This window comes from Candidatus Palauibacter soopunensis (assembly GCF_947581735.1).
In the GTDB taxonomy this organism is placed as follows: domain Bacteria; phylum Gemmatimonadota; class Gemmatimonadetes; order Palauibacterales; family Palauibacteraceae; genus Palauibacter; species Palauibacter soopunensis.
In genome coordinates this window covers 57,173-73,322 of the sequence record NZ_CANPVT010000008.1, presented here as the reverse complement: position 1 = coordinate 73,322, position 16,150 = coordinate 57,173, and the positions used below count along the sequence as shown (strand labels likewise).

Annotated in this window: 15 protein-coding genes; 7 read left to right on the top strand and 8 right to left on the bottom strand. The window is 69.6% G+C overall.

Annotated elements, in window-relative coordinates; translation table 11 throughout:
* Nucleotides 1-77 precede the first annotated feature (77 nt).
* The 3 genes from RN901_RS04400 (at nucleotide 78) to RN901_RS04390 (ending at nucleotide 4,382) form a co-directional block, all read left to right on the top strand.
* Nucleotides 78-326: a hypothetical protein gene (locus RN901_RS04400; protein ID WP_310756351.1), complete on the top strand. Its 249-nt coding sequence runs from the start codon at nucleotides 78-80 to the stop codon at nucleotides 324-326.
* A 100-nt stretch (nucleotides 327-426) separates the two neighbouring features.
* Nucleotides 427-3,804 (top strand): hypothetical protein, encoded by a 3,378-nt coding sequence (locus RN901_RS04395; protein ID WP_310756349.1) that lies wholly within the window; start codon nucleotides 427-429, stop codon nucleotides 3,802-3,804.
* 53 nt (nucleotides 3,805-3,857) lie between these two features.
* Nucleotides 3,858-4,382, top strand: a complete 525-nt coding sequence (locus RN901_RS04390) for a hypothetical protein (RefSeq protein WP_310756347.1) — start codon at nucleotides 3,858-3,860, stop codon at nucleotides 4,380-4,382.
* A gap of 23 nt (nucleotides 4,383-4,405) precedes the next feature.
* Here the strand turns inward: RN901_RS04390 and RN901_RS04385 are convergent, their stop codons facing one another.
* The 4 genes from RN901_RS04385 to RN901_RS04370 all read right to left on the bottom strand — a co-directional run bounded on the left by RN901_RS04385 (nucleotide 4,406) and on the right by RN901_RS04370 (nucleotide 8,408).
* Nucleotides 4,406-5,773, bottom strand: a complete 1,368-nt coding sequence (locus tag RN901_RS04385; RefSeq protein ID WP_310756345.1) for a 1-acyl-sn-glycerol-3-phosphate acyltransferase — start codon at nucleotides 5,771-5,773, stop codon at nucleotides 4,406-4,408.
* Between the two features lie 28 nt (nucleotides 5,774-5,801).
* The gene (locus RN901_RS04380; protein WP_310756344.1) at nucleotides 5,802-6,083 is read right to left on the bottom strand and encodes a hypothetical protein; all 282 of its coding nucleotides are present in this window, start codon (nucleotides 6,081-6,083) and stop codon (nucleotides 5,802-5,804) included.
* Nucleotides 6,084-6,151: 68 nt separating this feature from the next.
* Nucleotides 6,152-7,720 (bottom strand): hypothetical protein, encoded by a 1,569-nt coding sequence (locus RN901_RS04375; RefSeq protein WP_310756342.1) that lies wholly within the window; start codon nucleotides 7,718-7,720, stop codon nucleotides 6,152-6,154.
* Nucleotides 7,721-7,832: 112 nt separating this feature from the next.
* A complete protein-coding gene (locus RN901_RS04370; RefSeq protein ID WP_310756339.1) occupies nucleotides 7,833-8,408 on the bottom strand; it encodes a hypothetical protein in 576 nt (191 codons plus the stop codon).
* 144 nt (nucleotides 8,409-8,552) lie between these two features.
* On the opposite strand from RN901_RS04370, the gene RN901_RS04365 reads away from it, so the two are divergent.
* The 4 genes from RN901_RS04365 to RN901_RS04350 are packed head-to-tail and all read left to right on the top strand — an operon-like array spanning nucleotide 8,553 to nucleotide 12,116.
* Nucleotides 8,553-8,993, top strand: coding sequence for an SRPBCC domain-containing protein (locus RN901_RS04365; RefSeq protein ID WP_310756337.1), 441 nt, complete (start codon nucleotides 8,553-8,555; stop codon nucleotides 8,991-8,993).
* Nucleotides 8,951-10,432, top strand: a complete 1,482-nt coding sequence (locus tag RN901_RS04360; protein ID WP_310756336.1) for a hypothetical protein — start codon at nucleotides 8,951-8,953, stop codon at nucleotides 10,430-10,432. Before RN901_RS04365 ends, RN901_RS04360 begins: the two co-directional genes overlap by 43 nt.
* Nucleotides 10,429-11,487 (top strand): hypothetical protein, encoded by a 1,059-nt coding sequence (locus tag RN901_RS04355; RefSeq protein ID WP_310756334.1) that lies wholly within the window; start codon nucleotides 10,429-10,431, stop codon nucleotides 11,485-11,487. The genes RN901_RS04360 and RN901_RS04355 overlap by 4 nt, the downstream gene beginning before the upstream one ends.
* Complete coding sequence (locus RN901_RS04350) at nucleotides 11,487-12,116, top strand: choice-of-anchor V domain-containing protein (protein WP_310756332.1); 630 nt, start codon at nucleotides 11,487-11,489, stop codon at nucleotides 12,114-12,116. The genes RN901_RS04355 and RN901_RS04350 overlap by 1 nt, the downstream gene beginning before the upstream one ends.
* A 6-nt stretch (nucleotides 12,117-12,122) precedes the next feature.
* Here RN901_RS04350 and RN901_RS04345 read toward each other — a convergent pair whose 3' ends face one another.
* Genes RN901_RS04345 through RN901_RS04330 form a run of 4 tightly spaced genes read right to left on the bottom strand, consistent with a single transcriptional unit; the run spans nucleotide 12,123 to nucleotide 16,144 of the window.
* Nucleotides 12,123-12,620 carry a histidine phosphatase family protein gene (locus tag RN901_RS04345; RefSeq protein WP_310756330.1) on the bottom strand — a complete coding sequence of 166 codons (498 nt, stop codon included), beginning with the start codon at nucleotides 12,618-12,620 and terminating at the stop codon, nucleotides 12,123-12,125.
* 22 nt (nucleotides 12,621-12,642) lie between these two features.
* Entirely contained in the window at nucleotides 12,643-14,034 is a 1,392-nt protein-coding gene (locus tag RN901_RS04340) for a TIGR00366 family protein (protein ID WP_310756328.1), read from the bottom strand.
* Between the two features lie 18 nt (nucleotides 14,035-14,052).
* The gene (locus RN901_RS04335) at nucleotides 14,053-15,258 is read right to left on the bottom strand and encodes an AI-2E family transporter (RefSeq protein WP_310756326.1); all 1,206 of its coding nucleotides are present in this window, start codon (nucleotides 15,256-15,258) and stop codon (nucleotides 14,053-14,055) included.
* A complete protein-coding gene (locus RN901_RS04330; RefSeq protein ID WP_310756324.1) occupies nucleotides 15,251-16,144 on the bottom strand; it encodes a molecular chaperone TorD family protein in 894 nt (297 codons plus the stop codon). The genes RN901_RS04335 and RN901_RS04330 overlap by 8 nt, the downstream gene beginning before the upstream one ends.
* Nucleotides 16,145-16,150 lie beyond the last annotated feature (6 nt).

Genomic DNA, 16,150 nt, shown 5'->3' with positions numbered 1-16,150 from the left:
CGGCGACCACAGGTTCGGCACGGGAGCGCTCGCTCGCGAACCTTTACGGGAGTCTTTGCGACACCATGGGAACGGATTTGATCGCCGACCTCATCCTGGCGGCAACCCTGATCGGCGTTTGCGTCATCCTTTGTGGCCTGTCGCGCAATCAGCGCAAGGAACTGCGCGCCGAAATCGGCGGGGTCGACGAGCGTTTGGGCAACCGCATCGACGCCGTCCGTACCGAACTGGTGGAGACGCGAGTGGACACGGCCGACCGGGTCGCCCGCGTCGAAGGGCACGTGTTCGGAGTCCACCGGCCCGACTCCGAGGCCGACTCCGGCTGACGGCTTGCCCTTGTCCCACTCTCTGACTGACCTTCCCAAGCTGCGAAATCCCCCGGCGGCGAGGCTTCAAGGCCACGGCCAGAACTCACAAGGTGCGATCATGATTGATTTCGAGAGATTCCACGCGAACCCGTACGCCCGCCGCGGCGTCCTCTCCCGCTTCCCCGCCCTTCTTCTCGCGGGGATTGTGAGTCTCGGCGCTCTCGCCGTCCTCGGCACTCCCGGGGCGCTTGCGGCCCAAGATGGAGACGACGAGGAGGACGACGCGCCCGAACTGAACGCCGGGTTCATCTCCGGCATCCGCTGGCGGAGCATCGGACCCGCGCTGGCCTCCGGGCGGATCGCGGACATCGCGGTGGATCCCACGGACCGGAGCGTGTGGTACGTGGCGGCCTCCTCCGGGAACGTGTGGAAGACGACGAACGCGGGAACGACGTGGTCGCCGATCTTCGACGACTACGGGTCCTACTCCATCGGGGCCATCGCGCTCGACCCCAACGACCATCTCACGCTCTGGGTGGGGACGGGGGAGAACAACGGGCAGCGCTCGGTCGGGTACGGGGACGGCGTCTACAAGTCGATCGACGGCGGACGCTCGTTCCGCAACATGGGGCTCGAGACCTCCGAGCACATCGGGAAGATCCAGATCCATCCGGACGATTCCGATGTCGTGTTCGTGGCGGCGCAGGGTCCGCTGTGGAACGCGGGCGGCGAGCGCGGGCTGTACCGGACGGCGGACGGTGGCGAGACGTGGGAGCGGGTGCTCGAGATCGACGAACACACGGGCGTGAACGAGGTCTACTTCGACCCGCGCAACCCGGACGTGATGTACGCGACCTCGTGGCAGCGGCGGCGCCACCAGTGGACGATGATCGACGGCGGGCCGGGCTCGGGCATCCACAAGTCGACGGACGGCGGGAACACCTGGCGCGAGATCAACCGCGGCCTCCCCTCGGGGGACAAGGGACGGATCGGGTTCGCGATCTCGCCCCAGAACCCGGACGTCCTGTACGCGATCGTGGAGGCGGGCGGCGACGCCGGCGGCACCTTCCGTTCCGAGAACATGGGGGAGAACTGGTCGCGGACGTCGCGCTACCAGTCGGGCGCGGCCATGTACTACCACGAACTGTACGCGGATCCGCACCGCTTCGACCGCATCTACTCGCTCGACACCTTCGTGCAGATGTCGGAGGACGGCGGGGAGACGTGGGGGCGGCTGCCCACGCAGGGCGTCCACGTGGACCATCACGCGATCGTTTTCGACCCGGACGACCCGGAGCACATCATCCTCGGCAACGACGGCGGGCTGTACGAGACGCGGGACTTCGGGGAGAGCTGGCACTTCTTCTCCAACCTCCCGCTCACCCAGTTCTACAAGGTCGCGACCTCGAACGACGAGCCGTTCTACTACGTGTACGGGGGGACGCAGGACAACAACACGCTCGGCGGCCCCTCCCAGACGGCTGACAACGCGGGGATCCGGAACTCGGACTGGTACGTGACGTTGGGCGGCGACGGGTTTGACCCCGTCATCGATCCCGAGAACCCGGACATCATCTACTCGCAGCTCCAGAACGGCGTGCTGTCGCGCTTCGACCGCGTGTCGAAGGAGCGGCTCGACATCCAGCCGCAGGAAGACGCGGACGGTCCGCCGCTGCGCTGGTACTGGGACGCGGCGCTCCACATGTCGCCGCACGACAACCACCGTCTCTACTACGGGGCGCAGATCCTCTTCCAGTCGGACGACCAAGCCTCGACCTGGCGGCCGATCTCGGGCGACCTCACGCGGAACCTCGACCGCAACCAGCTGGAGGTGATGGGGCGGGTGTGGAGCGTGGACGCGGTGGGCAAGAACCGCTCGACATCGGTGTTCGGACACATCGTGTCGGTCTCCGAGTCGCCGTTCGTCGAGGGGCTCATCTACGCGGGCACGGACGACGGGCTCGTGCAGGTGACGGAGGACGGGGGTGAGAACTGGCGCGCGGTGGAGAGCTTTCCGGGCGTGCCGGACACGAGCTTCGTGCACGACGTGGAGGCGTCGCTGCACGATCCGAACACCGTGTTCGCCGTCATCAACAACTTCAAGCGGGGCGACTTCCGGCCCTACGTGCTGAAGTCGACGGACCGCGGCGTGACGTGGACCTCGATCTCGGGGGACCTGCCGGAGAACGGACCCGCCTTCTCCATCGTGCAGGACCACGTCGAGCCGGACCTGCTGTTCCTGGGGACGGAGTTCTCCGCCTTCGCGTCGGTGAACGGGGGCGAGTCGTGGATGGAACTGGGGACCGGCCTGCCGACGATTCCCGTGCGGGAACTGGAGATCCAGAAGAGGGAGGATGACCTCGTGGCGGCGACGTTCGGGCGCTCGTTCTACGTGGTCGACGACTACACGCCGCTCCGGGAACTCGCGGCCCGGTCGGACGAGATCCTCGCCTCGGACGGGCACATCTTCGACGTGAAGGACGGGGAGATGTACCTGCGCTGGAGTCCCGGGGGGACGAGCGGGTCGAGCTTCTACACGGCGGACAACCCGGCTTTCGGGGTCACGTTCACCTACTACGTGGGCGAGACGCTGCGCACGCGGGAGGCGGCGCGGCAGGCCGAGGAACGGCGGGCGCAGCGGCGGGGGGAGGACACGCCGTACCCGACGTGGGAGGAGCTGGAGGCGGAGGACCGGGAGGAGGCGCCGCGCGTGTTCCTCACGATCCGGGACGGGGACGGGAACGTCGTGAACACGGTGAACGGTTCGACGTCGCAGGGCATGCGCCGGGCGACGTGGAACTACCGGTACCCCGGCTACAATCCCGTCGCGGCGGGCGGTGGGGGCGGGGGCGGCTTCGGGGGGTTCGGGGGCGGGGGCGGCAACGGGCCCATGGCGCTGCCGGGGAGCTACACGGTGTCGCTCTCGCAGCGCGTGGACGGCGAGGTGACCGAGCTGGCCGGGCCGGTGCCGTTCGAGATCGCGCCCATGGGGGGCTCGGCGATCCCGCCCCAGGACCGGGCGGCGGTGCTCGCCTTCCAGCGACAGACCGGGGAGCTGCTCCGCGCCGTCTCCGGGACGCAGCGTGTGGCGGGGGCCGCGATGGCCCGCATCTCGGCCATGAAGCAGGCCCTGGACCGCTGGCCGTCGGCCGACCCGGCCCTCCGGCAGGAGGCCCGCGCGCTGGAGCTGCGGCTCCTCGACCTGCAGGAGACGCTGAACGGCTCCCGCACGCGGGCCTCCCGCGCCGAGCCGGAGATGCCGGGGATCGTGGCCCGCGTGAACCAGGTCGTGCGCGGCCACTGGAACGGCCTGCACGGCCCCACGCAGACGCACCGCGAGCAGTACCGGATCGCGAACGACGCCTTCACCGCGCTCTATCCGGACATGAGCCAACTGATCGAGGCGGATCTGCCGGCCCTCGAGCAGCGGCTGGAGGCGGCCGGCGTGCCGTGGACGACGGGCCGCGCGCTCCCGGACTGGCCGCCGAACGGGTAGGTGCCGGCTTTCGCACGCGGGGGCGGCCCCGGTAACCCGGCGGGCGTCCCCGCGTGAAGATCCTCTCGTACCTGTGGAAGACGATCGGGCCCCGGCGGGTGGGGCTCGTCGTCATGTGCGTGTACGCGGCGTGGCTCGTCTTCTTCTATCACTACCACTGGGTGGACGGGATCAACCTCCTCATCCACGAGGCCGGGCACCTCATCTTCTCGCCGCTGGCCCGGCTCTCCGCCGGCGGCGAAACGCTCGCCGTGCTGGCCGGCCCCGCGCTTCAGCTCGCCGCGCCCCTCTACATCACGTTCCGGCTGTGGCGGCGGGGGGAGGCGATCCCCGCCGCGGTCGGCGCCCTGTGGTCGGCGGAGAGCCTCATGTACACGGCGGCTTACCTGGGCGACGCGAACCGCCTCGCGCTCCCCCTGCTCGGCGACCACCCGAACGACTGGCGCCTTCTCCTGGACCGCGCCGGCGCCCTGGAGTCCGCCGAGCAGATCGGCCTCGCCCTCCACCTCCTCGCCAGCGCCGCGGCCGTCGCCGCCGTCTGGCGGACGATCCGCCTCGAATCCGAGCGCGCGGCGTGACCAGGTAGCGAACGGGTAACCACCTATGATCCCTTCCGTGGGCGCTCCTGCCGTTCCTCCATCCACTGCTTCTCCAGTCGCCGGAAGGTCTCCGTGAGTTCCGAGCGCAACTCGGCGAAGTGCTCGCGGAGGTCGGGGCGGCCCCGCAACCGGAGGAAGAGGGCGGTGTCCTCGCCGACCTCGCGCGCGAGTTCAACCCACCGCACCGCCACGAAGCCGGATACGGGGGCCACGACGGCCGCTATCGCGGCGACTGAGATGCCCCCCGCCAGGTAGCCTAGCGCCAGCCAGAGCATCCAGGCCGCAAGCGTTCCGCCGAGGAGCGTCGCCAGCTTGACGGTCGCCGTGACCTCGAACTGGGGCTTCACGCGTCGGACGACGAAGCCGGGAAGCCGGGCGACGGGAACCCAGAGCAGAGATCCGGCCAGCGCGAGTGGAAGTCCCAGCGCCAGGAGAGTTCCGCGCACGAGGACGTATTGTGCGACCGGGAGGAAGCTGTAGCGGCGGGGCACGTCCCCTTCCCCGGCGTGGAGTTCTTCGCTGAGCGCCGCGTATCGCTCCACCTTTTCGATCAGGCGACGATGTTCCTCCGGGTGCGCCGTGCGGATCCATTCCAGTCCCCTCGCAAAGCGCTGCAGGCGAGGGAACCGCGTACCCAGCCGTTCCCGGACCCGCCACGGGACCCACCGCGACTCGCGCACGTAGAGCTGCTCCGCCACCTCCACCAGGATCCGGTCGCGGTGGCGGTCGAAGTTCAGCGTCTGGCGGCGGATCCCCTTCTCGATCCGCTCGGTAAGCCTGCGCCCGGCGGCGACGGGATCCTCCCGGAACGCCCGTTTCAGGTCCGCGCACCCGAACGCCTTGCCGAAGCGCACGGCGACCTCGGTCCTGGCCAACTCCTTGGCCGCATAGGTGATCCCCACGGGAACGATGGACAGCCCGAGCCCCCAGTCGGCGGCCTCCTCCGCCTGCAGCGCGATCCGGGCGGTGCCCGTGCGGAACTCCACCAGGTGCGGCTCGGAGTGGCTCCGGCCCTCGGGATAGATCTGGATGGCGCCGCCGCCGTGGAGCGTGTCGACCGCGGACCGGAACATCCGCTCGTTGCGGTGGGTCGCCTCGGGATCGTCCTCCCTCCGGTAGACTGGTATGCCGCCCAGCGCGCGCAGCACCGGACCCAGAAGGAGCCGGTCGAACAGCGGTGCGCGACCCAGCGGCCGCGTGATCCGCCCGCTGCAGCGGAAGATCAGCAGCGCATCGACAAGGCTGTTGGGATGGTTGGCCGCCACGATCAACGGGCCCTCGGGGAGCGGAGGCCCGTGCCGGTCGACGCGATAGAAGAGTGCGGCCGCGGTTCCGGTGATGCCGGCGATCAGCCCGGGTATGCGATCCAAGTGTTCGCCTCCCCCCGCGGTCGCGGTCTCAGCGGCCTGCCTTGCGGAGGTAGCGGCGGCCGAGGCGGGCCATGCGGTCGTCGCCGAGTTCTTCCGCTTCGAGGATCAGGTCCCCGATATGCGAGACGAGCGCGGGGTCGCCCCAGGCGTAGCCGGTCGCGGCCTCGGCGCTGTGCGTGTTGCCGATGTGGGCGCCTTCGAGGAGGGCCCGCGCCGCGGCAGCGTCGAAGCGCGGCGACTCGCGCGGCGGGAGGGCGTAGCGCGGCTCGGGTTCGTGGGTCGCGTCCTCGTTGACGAAGGCTCGGGACATCGTGACGTGGCTGGCTTCCAAAGGTCCTGCCCGGGACCGGCCTCCCCGACCGCCGGACCGTCCCTCGACTAGTGGACGATCGCGCCGGCCCTCGCCTGCACCGGGGCCGCGCCGCCCGTGCTCTTGATGTAGGCGTAGGGGTCGTGCTCGATCGCTCCCTCCGGCAGGAACTCCCACAGCGGCCCGAGATCGTGCTTCACGCGGTCGATGTAGAACTGCGGCAACTCCTGCGTCTCTCCCTCGAAGTAGTCCCGGAACTTCCGGTCCGTCCGCAGCTTGTCGCGCACGGTCGTGTAGTACGCGATCCTCCCGTTCCCCTCCGAAGAGAGGGCGCGCACGGCGTTCAGGAGCCTCGGGATGCCCCCGCGGTTGGCCCTCAGGCGACGCCAGACGGCCCGCTTCGAGAAGCTGTACTGCGTGAGGTCGATGACGTGGTCGTAGAACTCGATCCACTCGTAGTTCTTCGGCTTCAGGTTCATCGCGTGATTGTTATTGAGGAAGTGGAACGGGAAGCCGAGCACCCGCCCTTCCTGCTGGTATTCGAGGTTGAGCGGGGCCGCTTCGCCGAACGACGTGAGCAACGAATAGCCGGGGAAGGCGGCGGGCGAGGCATCGAGGAACCGTTTCGTGAGTTCGAAGGGCTCCGGACCTTCGTCGCAATCGAGACCCATCACGAAATTCGTCTGGAGATAGGGGATGTAGCTCGTGATGAGGTTGGAATGGTCCGACACCTGGCGGACCTTCTCGATCCCGTGCCGGTTCCGGGACTTCGACTTGTTGCCCAGCATGTACCACGACTCGACGCCGGGCAGGATGGCCCGGAACCCGGCGTTCGCGAGTCGCTTGAGCCGCGGCTCCCCGAGGAGCGAGAGGCTGCTTTCCGCGATGAATTCGATCGTGCCGGGGGGGACGGCCTCCTCGATCGCCCCGAGCACGTCGTCGAACCGGACTCCGAAGTTGGGGTCGTGCCAGCCGACGATCGGCCTCTTCATCTTCTTCGCGAGGAAGCGGAGGTCGTCCCGCATCTCGTCGAAGTCGAGCGGCTGGTAGGGGATGACCGAGTCGATGCAGAAGCTGCACGTGTACGGGCACCCGAGGCTGCCCAGCATCGGGACGATCTTGAACAGCGGCGCCTTCTGGAGCGTCGGCTCGATGAACTTCCAGCGCGCGCGCACCCCGGGCAGGGACACCGGCTGCGTCTCGGCCGTCATGTGGCGGCCGAGCGGACGGTGCGGGAGGCACTCGTCCAGGACTTCGTTCAGCACCGCCTGGTCGGTGAAGCCGAACACGTAGTCGAAGTACTTCTGCGCGTCCTGCGGATAGCAGCGCGCGTGCGGACCGCCGATACAGGTGACGGCGCCCCGCCGGCGGAACATCTCGCTGATCGCGTAGGAGAGCTGGGCACCCTGTGAGAACGCGCTCACGAAGAGCAGGTCGATGTCCTGCGGGAGTTCCTCGATGAGGTCCTCGAAGCCGGTGTAGCAGACGAGGCTCACATCGTGCCCGGCCTCCTCGCACCACGCGCCGAGAACCTGCGGCATGATGCTCGCGAGGTTCGCGTGCATCACCTTGGCGTACAGGGCCTTCGTGGGTCCCTTCGAGACCAGGTCCACGATACCTACGCGGAGCTTGCGCAACGGCGATCCTCTCGGAATGGGTGCACGCGTAGCCAGGGTCGGGCGCGCGGCGGAATCGAGCAACCTAGGTGCGGGCCTCGCCCGGCGGCAATCGGCGATGGGCCGCGGACCGCTAGCACGCCTCCGCGTTGACGCGCACATACTCGCTCACGAACTCGTCCAGCATCCTGCCGACCAGACTCGTGACTGGATCCCCGTCGCGCCCGAGATAGAAGCCGATTCCCTGCTGCGGCGTTTCCCACGTCGGCGCCCAGTTCAACCAATCCGGCGCGGTGCCGGGGGAGTCCGCGGAGCCGCGCCCGGCCTCTCCCGTTCCGGGATCGCTCTGGCGGTCGTAAACGAGCTTCAGGAGGCGCAGGCGGATAACGTAGACCGTCACTACCGCGCTGGCGGTGAGTCTCTGTGCACTGACGAAGACGGACAACTGGAGCGTGGACCCGCCTGGCCGGCCGGCGGGGGCATCGATCCCGGCCGCCTGCAGCCGGCTCGTGGCCATGCTCTCCACGGATGGCGTGGTGATGTCAGCCGGCCCGCCCATGTTGGTGACGAAGACCTCCACCGGAACGGGGCGACAGGCCGTAAACAGGGCGAACCGATCCCGGTTCGAGGGCGATCCCTGGGCGGCGGCGGCCACGGGCATCAGGAGCCCGAAGGCGACCGCCGGAACGATCAGCTTTGCCGAATTCACGAACGTCTCACGAACGGCGGAACTCCTTGCCCGGTGAGTCGTTAATCATTTACGAATGGGACAACCTGATCCCGTCCAATCGTCTCGCGCCAGATTCCACGCCGAACGGCCGCAGATTTTGCCCCAGATTCCAAGGAGATCCGGATGACCGCTTCCGCCGATCGAGAGTGCCGCGTCACGAGAGTGATCCCCGCGCCTCTGGAGGCCGTGTTCCGCGCCTGGACCGAACCGGAGCTGATCCGGCAGTGGTCCTGCCCTCCGGGCGCGACGATCCGCGACTCGCAGGTCGACCTCGTGCCCGGGGGACCGTACCGCCTTCTCATCGAGGCGGAAGCGGGGACGCAGCATACGGCGTTCGGAGTGTACCGCGAGGTCGATGCCCCGAACCGGCTCGTGTATACGTGGGACTGGGAGGAGCCGGAATCCGCGGTCGGCGAAACGCTCGTCACGGTCGAGTTCATCGCCGACGGAGCGTCGACCGAGGTCGTCGTCGCGCATGAGGGCTTCCCCGCCGCCGAGGCCGCGGAGGGACACCGCCTCGGGTGGACGTGGTCGCTGGAGCGCCTGGAAGGTCTCTTCCGCTGACCGACTCCACCGGCCTTTCCGCACGTCGGATCTTCGCCTTCTGGGCCCCGCTGGCCGCCACATGGTTGATGATGGCGGTCGAGGGGCCCTATCTCGCGGCGGTCGTGGCGCGGCTGCCGGATCCCACGCTGGGGCTGGCGGCCTACGGTGTCGCGATCGCGCTGGCGGTGCTGATGGAGGCGCCGGTCATCATGCTGCTGAGCGCCTCGACGGCGCTCGTGGAGGACGCCGTCTCCTACCGGCGGCTGCGGACGTTCGCGCACGGGCTGAACGCCTTCTCCACGCTGATGCTCCTGGTCGTGCTCGTGCCGCCGGTGCACCGCGGGCTCATGCTGGGGGTGCTCGGGCTGCCGGAGGACCTGGCGCGCCTGACGTACGGAGCGCTGTGGTGCTTTCTGCCCTGGCCGGCCGCCATCGGCTACCGGCGCTTCTGGCAGGGCGTGCTCATCCGGTCCGGGCGCACGCGGCTCGTGGCGGGCGGGACGGTCGTGCGGCTCGTCTCGATGTCGGTCGCCGCGCTCATGCTCGCCATCGCCACGGACCTCCCCGGTGCCGCGGTCGGGGCTTCCGCGCTTTCGTTCGGCGTGGTGATGGAAGCGGCGGTCGCGCGCTGGATGGCCCGGGACGCCATCCGCGCCCTGCTCGTCCCGGCGGGCCGGCCGGCGGATACGACCGAACCCGTCACGGTCTCGTCGGACCCGCACGACATCGCGGAGATCGGCCGCGTGGGTGTCTCCACCGCCGATCCGGCGTCGGGCGCGGGGACCGAAGGCGGCGAACTGCGCTTCGGTGAAATCGGACGCTTCTACCTGCCCCTGATGCTCACGTCGCTGATCGGGATCGCGATCCAGCCGATGCTCACCTTCTTCATGGGTCGTGCCGCGTCGCCGGTCGAGTCGCTCGCCGTGTTCCCGGTCGTGCACTCGCTCGGGTTCATCTTCCGCTCCGTGGGTCTCAGCTTCCAGGACGCGGTCATCGCGCTCCTGGGCCGGCGGAACGAGGGCTACGAGGCGATCCGCCGCTTCGCGATCGGGCTCGGCGCGACGCTCTCCGGCGTCCTCGCGCTCCTCGCGTTCACCCCGCTCTCCCACCTCTGGTTCGTCCACGTGTCCGGCCTCACGCCCGAACTCGCCTCCTTCGCGATTCCGGCCGCCCGGGTGCTCACCCCCGTCCCCTTCCTCGGCGTCCTCCTCTCGCTGCAGCGGGGCACGCTGATCCGGCACCGGACGACGGGTCCCATCATCGTCGGGACCGCCGCAGAGATCACGGCCGTGGCCATCGTGTTCGTCGCGGTCGGCTGGGGGCTGGGCTGGGTCGGCGCGACCGCCGCCTTCACCGGCTTTCTGTTGGGCCGTCTGACCGCCAATATCTATCTGACGCCCAAGGTCCGGGCGGCGAGGCATGAAGCAGCAACAGCGATCGAGGAGGTACGGAGATGATTCATCGAATTCGCGTCGCGACACTGGCGGCGGCAGGGTTCGCGGCGGTGTCGACCGTCGTCGGCTCCGCCGGAGTGGCGGCGCAGGACCATACCGCGGCCACCGACGTTCTCGCCATCGAGGAATGGACGGTGCCCTACCCCGAGAGCCGTCCGCGCGACCCGTTCGTGGGACCGGACGGCCGCGTCTGGTTCGTGGGACAGACGGCGCACTATGCCGCCGTGCTGGACCCGGCCACGGGGGAGTTCACGCGCTACGACATGGACGACGGCACGGGGCCCCACAACCTGATCGTCGACGATGACGGGATGATCTACTACGCCGGGAACCGCGCGAACCACATCGGGATCATCGATCCGGCCACGGGCGAGATCGACAAGATCATGATGCCGGACGAGCGCGCGCGTGATCCGCACACGCTGATCTGGGACGACAACGGAGACATCTGGTTCTCCGTGCAGGGCGGCAACCTCATCGGCTTCCTCGACAAGGAGTCGAGGGAGGTGCGGCTGGTGGAGGCCCCCGAGGTCGAGACCCGCCGCGGCATGGGCTCGAGCCGGCCGTACGGGGTCAAGCTGGACTCGGAGAACCGGCCCTGGATCGCGCACTTCAACACGAACCTCATCGGCATGGTGGACCCGTCCTCCTTCGAACTCATCGGCTACGACCTGCCCGAGGGGGCGCGGCCGCGCCGTCTCGTCATCGACTCGAGGGACCGGATCTGGTACGTCGACTACAGCCGGGGGAAGATCGGCCTCGTCGAGGAGGGCGGCGGATTCCAGCGGGAATACGACCTGCCGGCGGGCGAAGAGTCCCGGCCCTACGGCGTGGCGATCGACAAGTACGATGTCGTGTGGCTCGTAGAGACGGGGATCCAGCCGAACCGGTTCGTCGGCTTCGACACGGATACGGAGGAGTTCGTGGGCACGCTCGACGTGCCGAGCGGGGGCGGCACGATCCGGCACATGTACTACGATCCGGCCACGGACTCGATCTGGTTCGGGGCGGACGTGAACACGGTCGGCCGGGCGGTGGTGTCGCCGCGCTCGCGCTGATGTCCCTCCCGGGGCCCGCGGCCGCGCTCTGCGCCGCGGGCCTCTTCGCGATGGCCGGGATCGCCGCGGTCCCCGGGGAGGATCCCGGCGCCGGGCCGCGCGTCGCGTCGCGCCCATCGGCACATATGCCACCGCACATCGACGGACCGCCTCCGGGCCACACGGGGGGTTTCGGGGAGCCGACCTGCGCCACCTGTCACTTCGGGGCTCCGCTCAACGAACCGGGGTCCACCCTGGAGGTGCTCGGACTCCACGGGGGCTACCGTCCGGGGCAACGGCATCCCGTGACGATCCGGTTCGAGAGCTTCGACATGCTGTCGGCCGGCTTCCAGGGTTCGTTCCGCTTCGCGGACGGGGACCGGCGCGGCGCCGGGGCCGGCGAGATCCGGCCCCTCGACGACCGGGTCACCGTCGTACGGGGAGAGAACGGCACGGAATACGTCCAGCACACGGGCGCCGGTGCTACGCCGACGGACGGCGTCGTGGACTGGACCTTCGAGTGGCGTGCTCCCGACGCGGAGACGCCGGTCGTGCTCCACCTCGCCGCGAACTCGGGGGGTGGGGACGACTCCCCGCTCGACGACCTCGTCTACACGCTCTCGGTCACGCTGGAGCCCGGCGGACGCTGACGGGCGTCAGCCGGGAGGGAGCGCCTTGGGGCGCCAGAGGCCGATCAGGCGGCCGCGGCGGGCCGACCCCAGTTCCGACCAGTCTTCGATGGCCAGTTCCACGGCGGCGAGGGCGGCGGTCGGCATGTACTCGCCCGCGCCCGTCAGGTGCCAGACGAGAGAGGTGATGCCGGGGTTGTGGCCGACGAGCATGAGGCGCTCCGCCGTTCCCCCCGCCGCTTCCGCGACCTCGATGTAGCCGTCGGGAGAAGCGCCGTAGAGGTCGTACGTCGTCTCGATCTCCACCTCCCGGTCGAACTCCGCCGCCGCGAGTTCTGCCGTCGTGCGCGCGCGGACGGCGGTCGAACTCACGATGCGGTCGGGCACGAGGTTCTGTCCCGCGAGGAACCGCCCCATGCGGGGCGCGTCGCGGCGGCCGCGGGGATTGAGGGGGCGGTCGTGGTCGCGGAGCCCGGGGTGTTCCCAGGAGGACTTCGCGTGCCGGAGGATGAGCAGGGTCCTCATGGGGTCACCGGCGTCATGGGCGTCACCACCGGATCGGGATCACGAGCATGGTCACGACGCCGAGGAGGATCGTCGCCAGCCAGAGGAGGAAGGCATACCCGAGGATTTCCCCGAAGCGCCGCCGCGTCACGGCGAGGATGGGGAGCGCCCAGAACGGGTGGATGAGGTTGAACGCGGAGTCTCCGTACGCGTAGGCGAGCAGCACGGTCATGACGGACACGTCGAGGGCCTCTCCGGCCGGGATCACGTACGGCGCCTCGATCATCCACTTCGAGCCCGCCGACGGGATGAACATGCTCATGATCCCCGAGTAGACGTAGACCACGAGGGGGTAGAGCCGGGTCGTGGCAACCGCGGCGAACTGCTCGCCGAGCCAGCTTCCCAGGTTCGTGTTCTGGATGACGCCGAAGATGCCGGCGTAGAAGGGGAACTGAAGGATGATCCCCCACGCCGAGGCCACTCCGTGGCGGCAGGCCCTCAGAAACGACGTCGGGCGGCCGTGGAGGACGAGCGCCACGGCGAGGAAGACGGTGTTGTACGCGTTGATCGTCCAGCTCGCGCCGAAGCCGCGGGTGACGATCGAGTGGATGAGGGGATACGCGAGCAGAACGGCGGCGAGCAGCGTCCAGCCGCGGAAGCGGTCGAGGCGCTCGGCCGGCGTCGTGCCCGCGCGCGCCGGCGGCGGTGGCGCGGGGAGGATCTCGTCGACCTCCGCCTCGGTGAGGGTGACGGCGTCGCGGTGCGGGTGGAGCGCCATCGCGGCCACGAGACCGACGAGCAGCATGACGGCGGCGTACCCGAGGTTGAAGGGATGGAAGAGGGTCTCGGTGACCGGATAGAGACGGTCCACGACGGGCGCGCCGGCGCCCGGCTCGAGCAGGGGGTTGCCGGGCGTGGCCATGATGAGCGGGGCGGAGCTGGAGAGGCCGCTCTGCCACACCGTCCCGATGCCCATGTACGCCGCGGCGATGACGAGTCGCACGTCGGCCCGTGGGTTGCGCTTGAGGATGAACGGGACGAAGAGCGCCGACCCTACGAGCCCGAACGCCCAGTTGAGATAGCCGGCCGCCATCGAGAATCCGGCGGCGAGGGCCACTGCCTGCACGGGGCGTTCGGGGTTCGGGAGGCCCGCGAGGCGGTCGAGCATCCGGTACATCGGGGGGGATGAGGCACACGCGTGGGCCGCCACCATGATGATCGAGAACTGCATTGCCAGTTCCAGCAGCGTCCAGACGCCGGCGCCCCACGCCAGCCCCGCCTCCGGGATCGAAGCGCCGCCGCCCGTGACCGCGAGGAGGAGCGCGACCACGGTGAGCAACATGAGGATCACCCACGCGTCCGGCACCCAGCGCTCCGTGACGCGGGAGAGCGCCGCGCCGCTCTCGCGCAGCCGGTCGAGCGGGCTCCCGCTCATGCCGTTCGGCGGATCGGGCTACGCCTCGGGCGGGGCTTCCGGCGGGGAGGCTTCCGGTGCGGCGGCTTCGGCAGCCGCGGCTTCCGCCTCGAGCTCCGCGGCGTCGGCCTCCGCGGGTGCCCGCGCGCCGAACGCCGTGGCGGGCAGGATGTCGCGGAAGGATTCGCCGTAGAGTTCCCACACGGTGATGAAGAGCGCCGCGACGATCGGGCCGATGAGCACGCCGGCCATGCCGAAGGCGATGAGCCCGCCGAGGGTGCCGAGCAGGATCATCAGGTCCGGCATCCGGGTGTCGCGCCCGACGAGCCAGGGGCGCATGAGGTTGTCCAGCGTCCCCACCACGAGGCCGCACCACAGGATCAGCCCGATGCCGCCGGCGACCTGGCCGGCCGCGAGGAGGTAGATCGCGGCGGGCAGCCACACGAGCGCCGACCCGATCCCCGGCACGATCGACAGGACCGCCATGACCGTGCCCCAGAAGGCGGCGGACGGAATCCCCACCACCCAGAAGGCGAGCCCGGCCAGCGCGCCCTGCACGATGCCGATGAGAAACGTCCCCTTCACCATCGCCCGCGTCACGGAGACGAAGCGGTCGAGCATGCGGCGCTCGTCTTCGTCGGACAGAGGGAGGTAGTAGAGAACCTTGTGCAGCACGCCGCGGCCGTCCTTCAGGAAGAAGAACATGGCGTACAACATCAGCAACAGGAGGAAGACGACCTTCACGGTGGCCGTCGTGACGTCGGCGAGCCAGTCGACCACCAGACCGCCGACGGACCCCGCGACTTCGCCCAGCCTCTGGAGAAGCTGCTCCTGGTAGGGACGTAGCGAATCCAGCCAGGGGATTCGGTCGAGCAGTTCGTCGAGTCCTCCGGGTTGCCGCAGTTGAGCCTGCATGTTGTCGATCCACGGGCCGGCCGTTTGGGTGACCTGCACGGCCTGGTTCGCGACGATGCCGAGGAACGCCGTGACGGGTCCGATGAGGAGAATGACGAACAGTCCGACCGCCGCGAAGGAGGCCAGCCCCTCCCTTCCGCCGAACCAGCGGCAGAGGGTGCGGTAGGCCGGGTACATGAGGCCGCTGAGGATGGCCCCCAGGAAGAGCGCCGTGAGGAACGTCCGGATCATCTCGAGGAAGAGGAGGCTGATCCCGACGACGAGAAGGAGGAGGAAGACGGCGCGGAAACGCCCCGGATGAAGGGGCGGGCTCCCGCCGGCGTCAGCCATTCTGTATGTCGGCGCTGAGCTCGGAGTCGAGGTCGACGTCGATGTCGGCGCTGAGGTCGCTGAGGAGGCGACCTGTCGCGGTCACGCGGTGCGTCCAGAAATCGGCGACTTCCGGCGCCGTGGTCCCCCCGCGGTCGTGAAGATGCGCCCAGTCCCGCGCCTCGCACGCAAGCCAGTCCAGGGTCGCGCGCGGCCCCTGCGACATCATGGACCGGAGGATGTAGGCGCGTTCGCCCACGCGGAGACCGAGGCCGAGGTCGCGCGCGGCCCTGGCGAGGTCCGCGCGCGTGAGGACGAGTCCGCTGCGAACCGGGCTCAGAAGGGCGTTGAAGAAGCTGTCCCCATCGGTCCGGCGCGGGTCGGGCACCGGCTTCGCCTCTCGGAGCGCGAGCGGACGTCGCGTCGGCGGCCCGAGGCGGGCCGACTCGCTGAAGAGGAGGGCCTCGAGCGTGTCGGCCCACTCCCGGTAGAACGGCGGCGCGATCTGCCGCAGCTTGGTGAGAAAGGGGAGGACCCACGAGAGCAGGTGCTCCCAGAGAAAGGCGTGCCGCGCATCGCGACAGGCCTGGGCAGACTTGCCGTTCCCCCGCTGCTGGGCTTCCACGAGCCAGGCGTAGCCCCCCAGCAGGGCCCGAAGGTGGTCCGGATCCTCCGGGGGCGTCGTCCCCAGCGCGCGCCAGAAACCGGCGACGCGGTCGCGCGCCTCCCCGCCCATGCGGCCGTCCGTGCCCAGGAAGGCCGAGGCGTACGGATAGAGCTGGAAGAGGAAGAGGTCGTTGTGGGTGGGCTCGTCCGGCACCGGGCCCAGCTCGAGGAGGTGGCCGATGAGCCGATTCTCCCCGCACGGACCATCGAGAAGCGCGCCCAGGGCGCGAAACAACTCCATGGCCGA

What these genes read in the sequence shown, in the direction of transcription:
- RN901_RS04340 (WP_310756328.1), bottom strand. Translation starts at nt 14,034, where the DNA reads ATGAGCGGGAGCCCGCTCGACCGGCTGCGCGAGAGCGGCGCGGCGCTC.
- RN901_RS04335 (WP_310756326.1), bottom strand. Translation starts at nt 15,258, where the DNA reads ATGGCTGACGCCGGCGGGAGCCCGCCCCTTCATCCGGGGCGTTTCCGC.
- RN901_RS04330 (WP_310756324.1), bottom strand. Translation starts at nt 16,144, where the DNA reads ATGGAGTTGTTTCGCGCCCTGGGCGCGCTTCTCGATGGTCCGTGCGGG.
- RN901_RS04355 (WP_310756334.1), top strand. Translation starts at nt 10,429, where the DNA reads ATGATTCATCGAATTCGCGTCGCGACACTGGCGGCGGCAGGGTTCGCG.
- RN901_RS04380 (WP_310756344.1), bottom strand. Translation starts at nt 6,083, where the DNA reads ATGTCCCGAGCCTTCGTCAACGAGGACGCGACCCACGAACCCGAGCCG.
- RN901_RS04365 (WP_310756337.1), top strand. Translation starts at nt 8,553, where the DNA reads ATGACCGCTTCCGCCGATCGAGAGTGCCGCGTCACGAGAGTGATCCCC.
- RN901_RS04395 (WP_310756349.1), top strand. Translation starts at nt 427, where the DNA reads ATGATTGATTTCGAGAGATTCCACGCGAACCCGTACGCCCGCCGCGGC.
- RN901_RS04350 (WP_310756332.1), top strand. Translation starts at nt 11,487, where the DNA reads ATGTCCCTCCCGGGGCCCGCGGCCGCGCTCTGCGCCGCGGGCCTCTTC.
- RN901_RS04345 (WP_310756330.1), bottom strand. Translation starts at nt 12,620, where the DNA reads ATGAGGACCCTGCTCATCCTCCGGCACGCGAAGTCCTCCTGGGAACAC.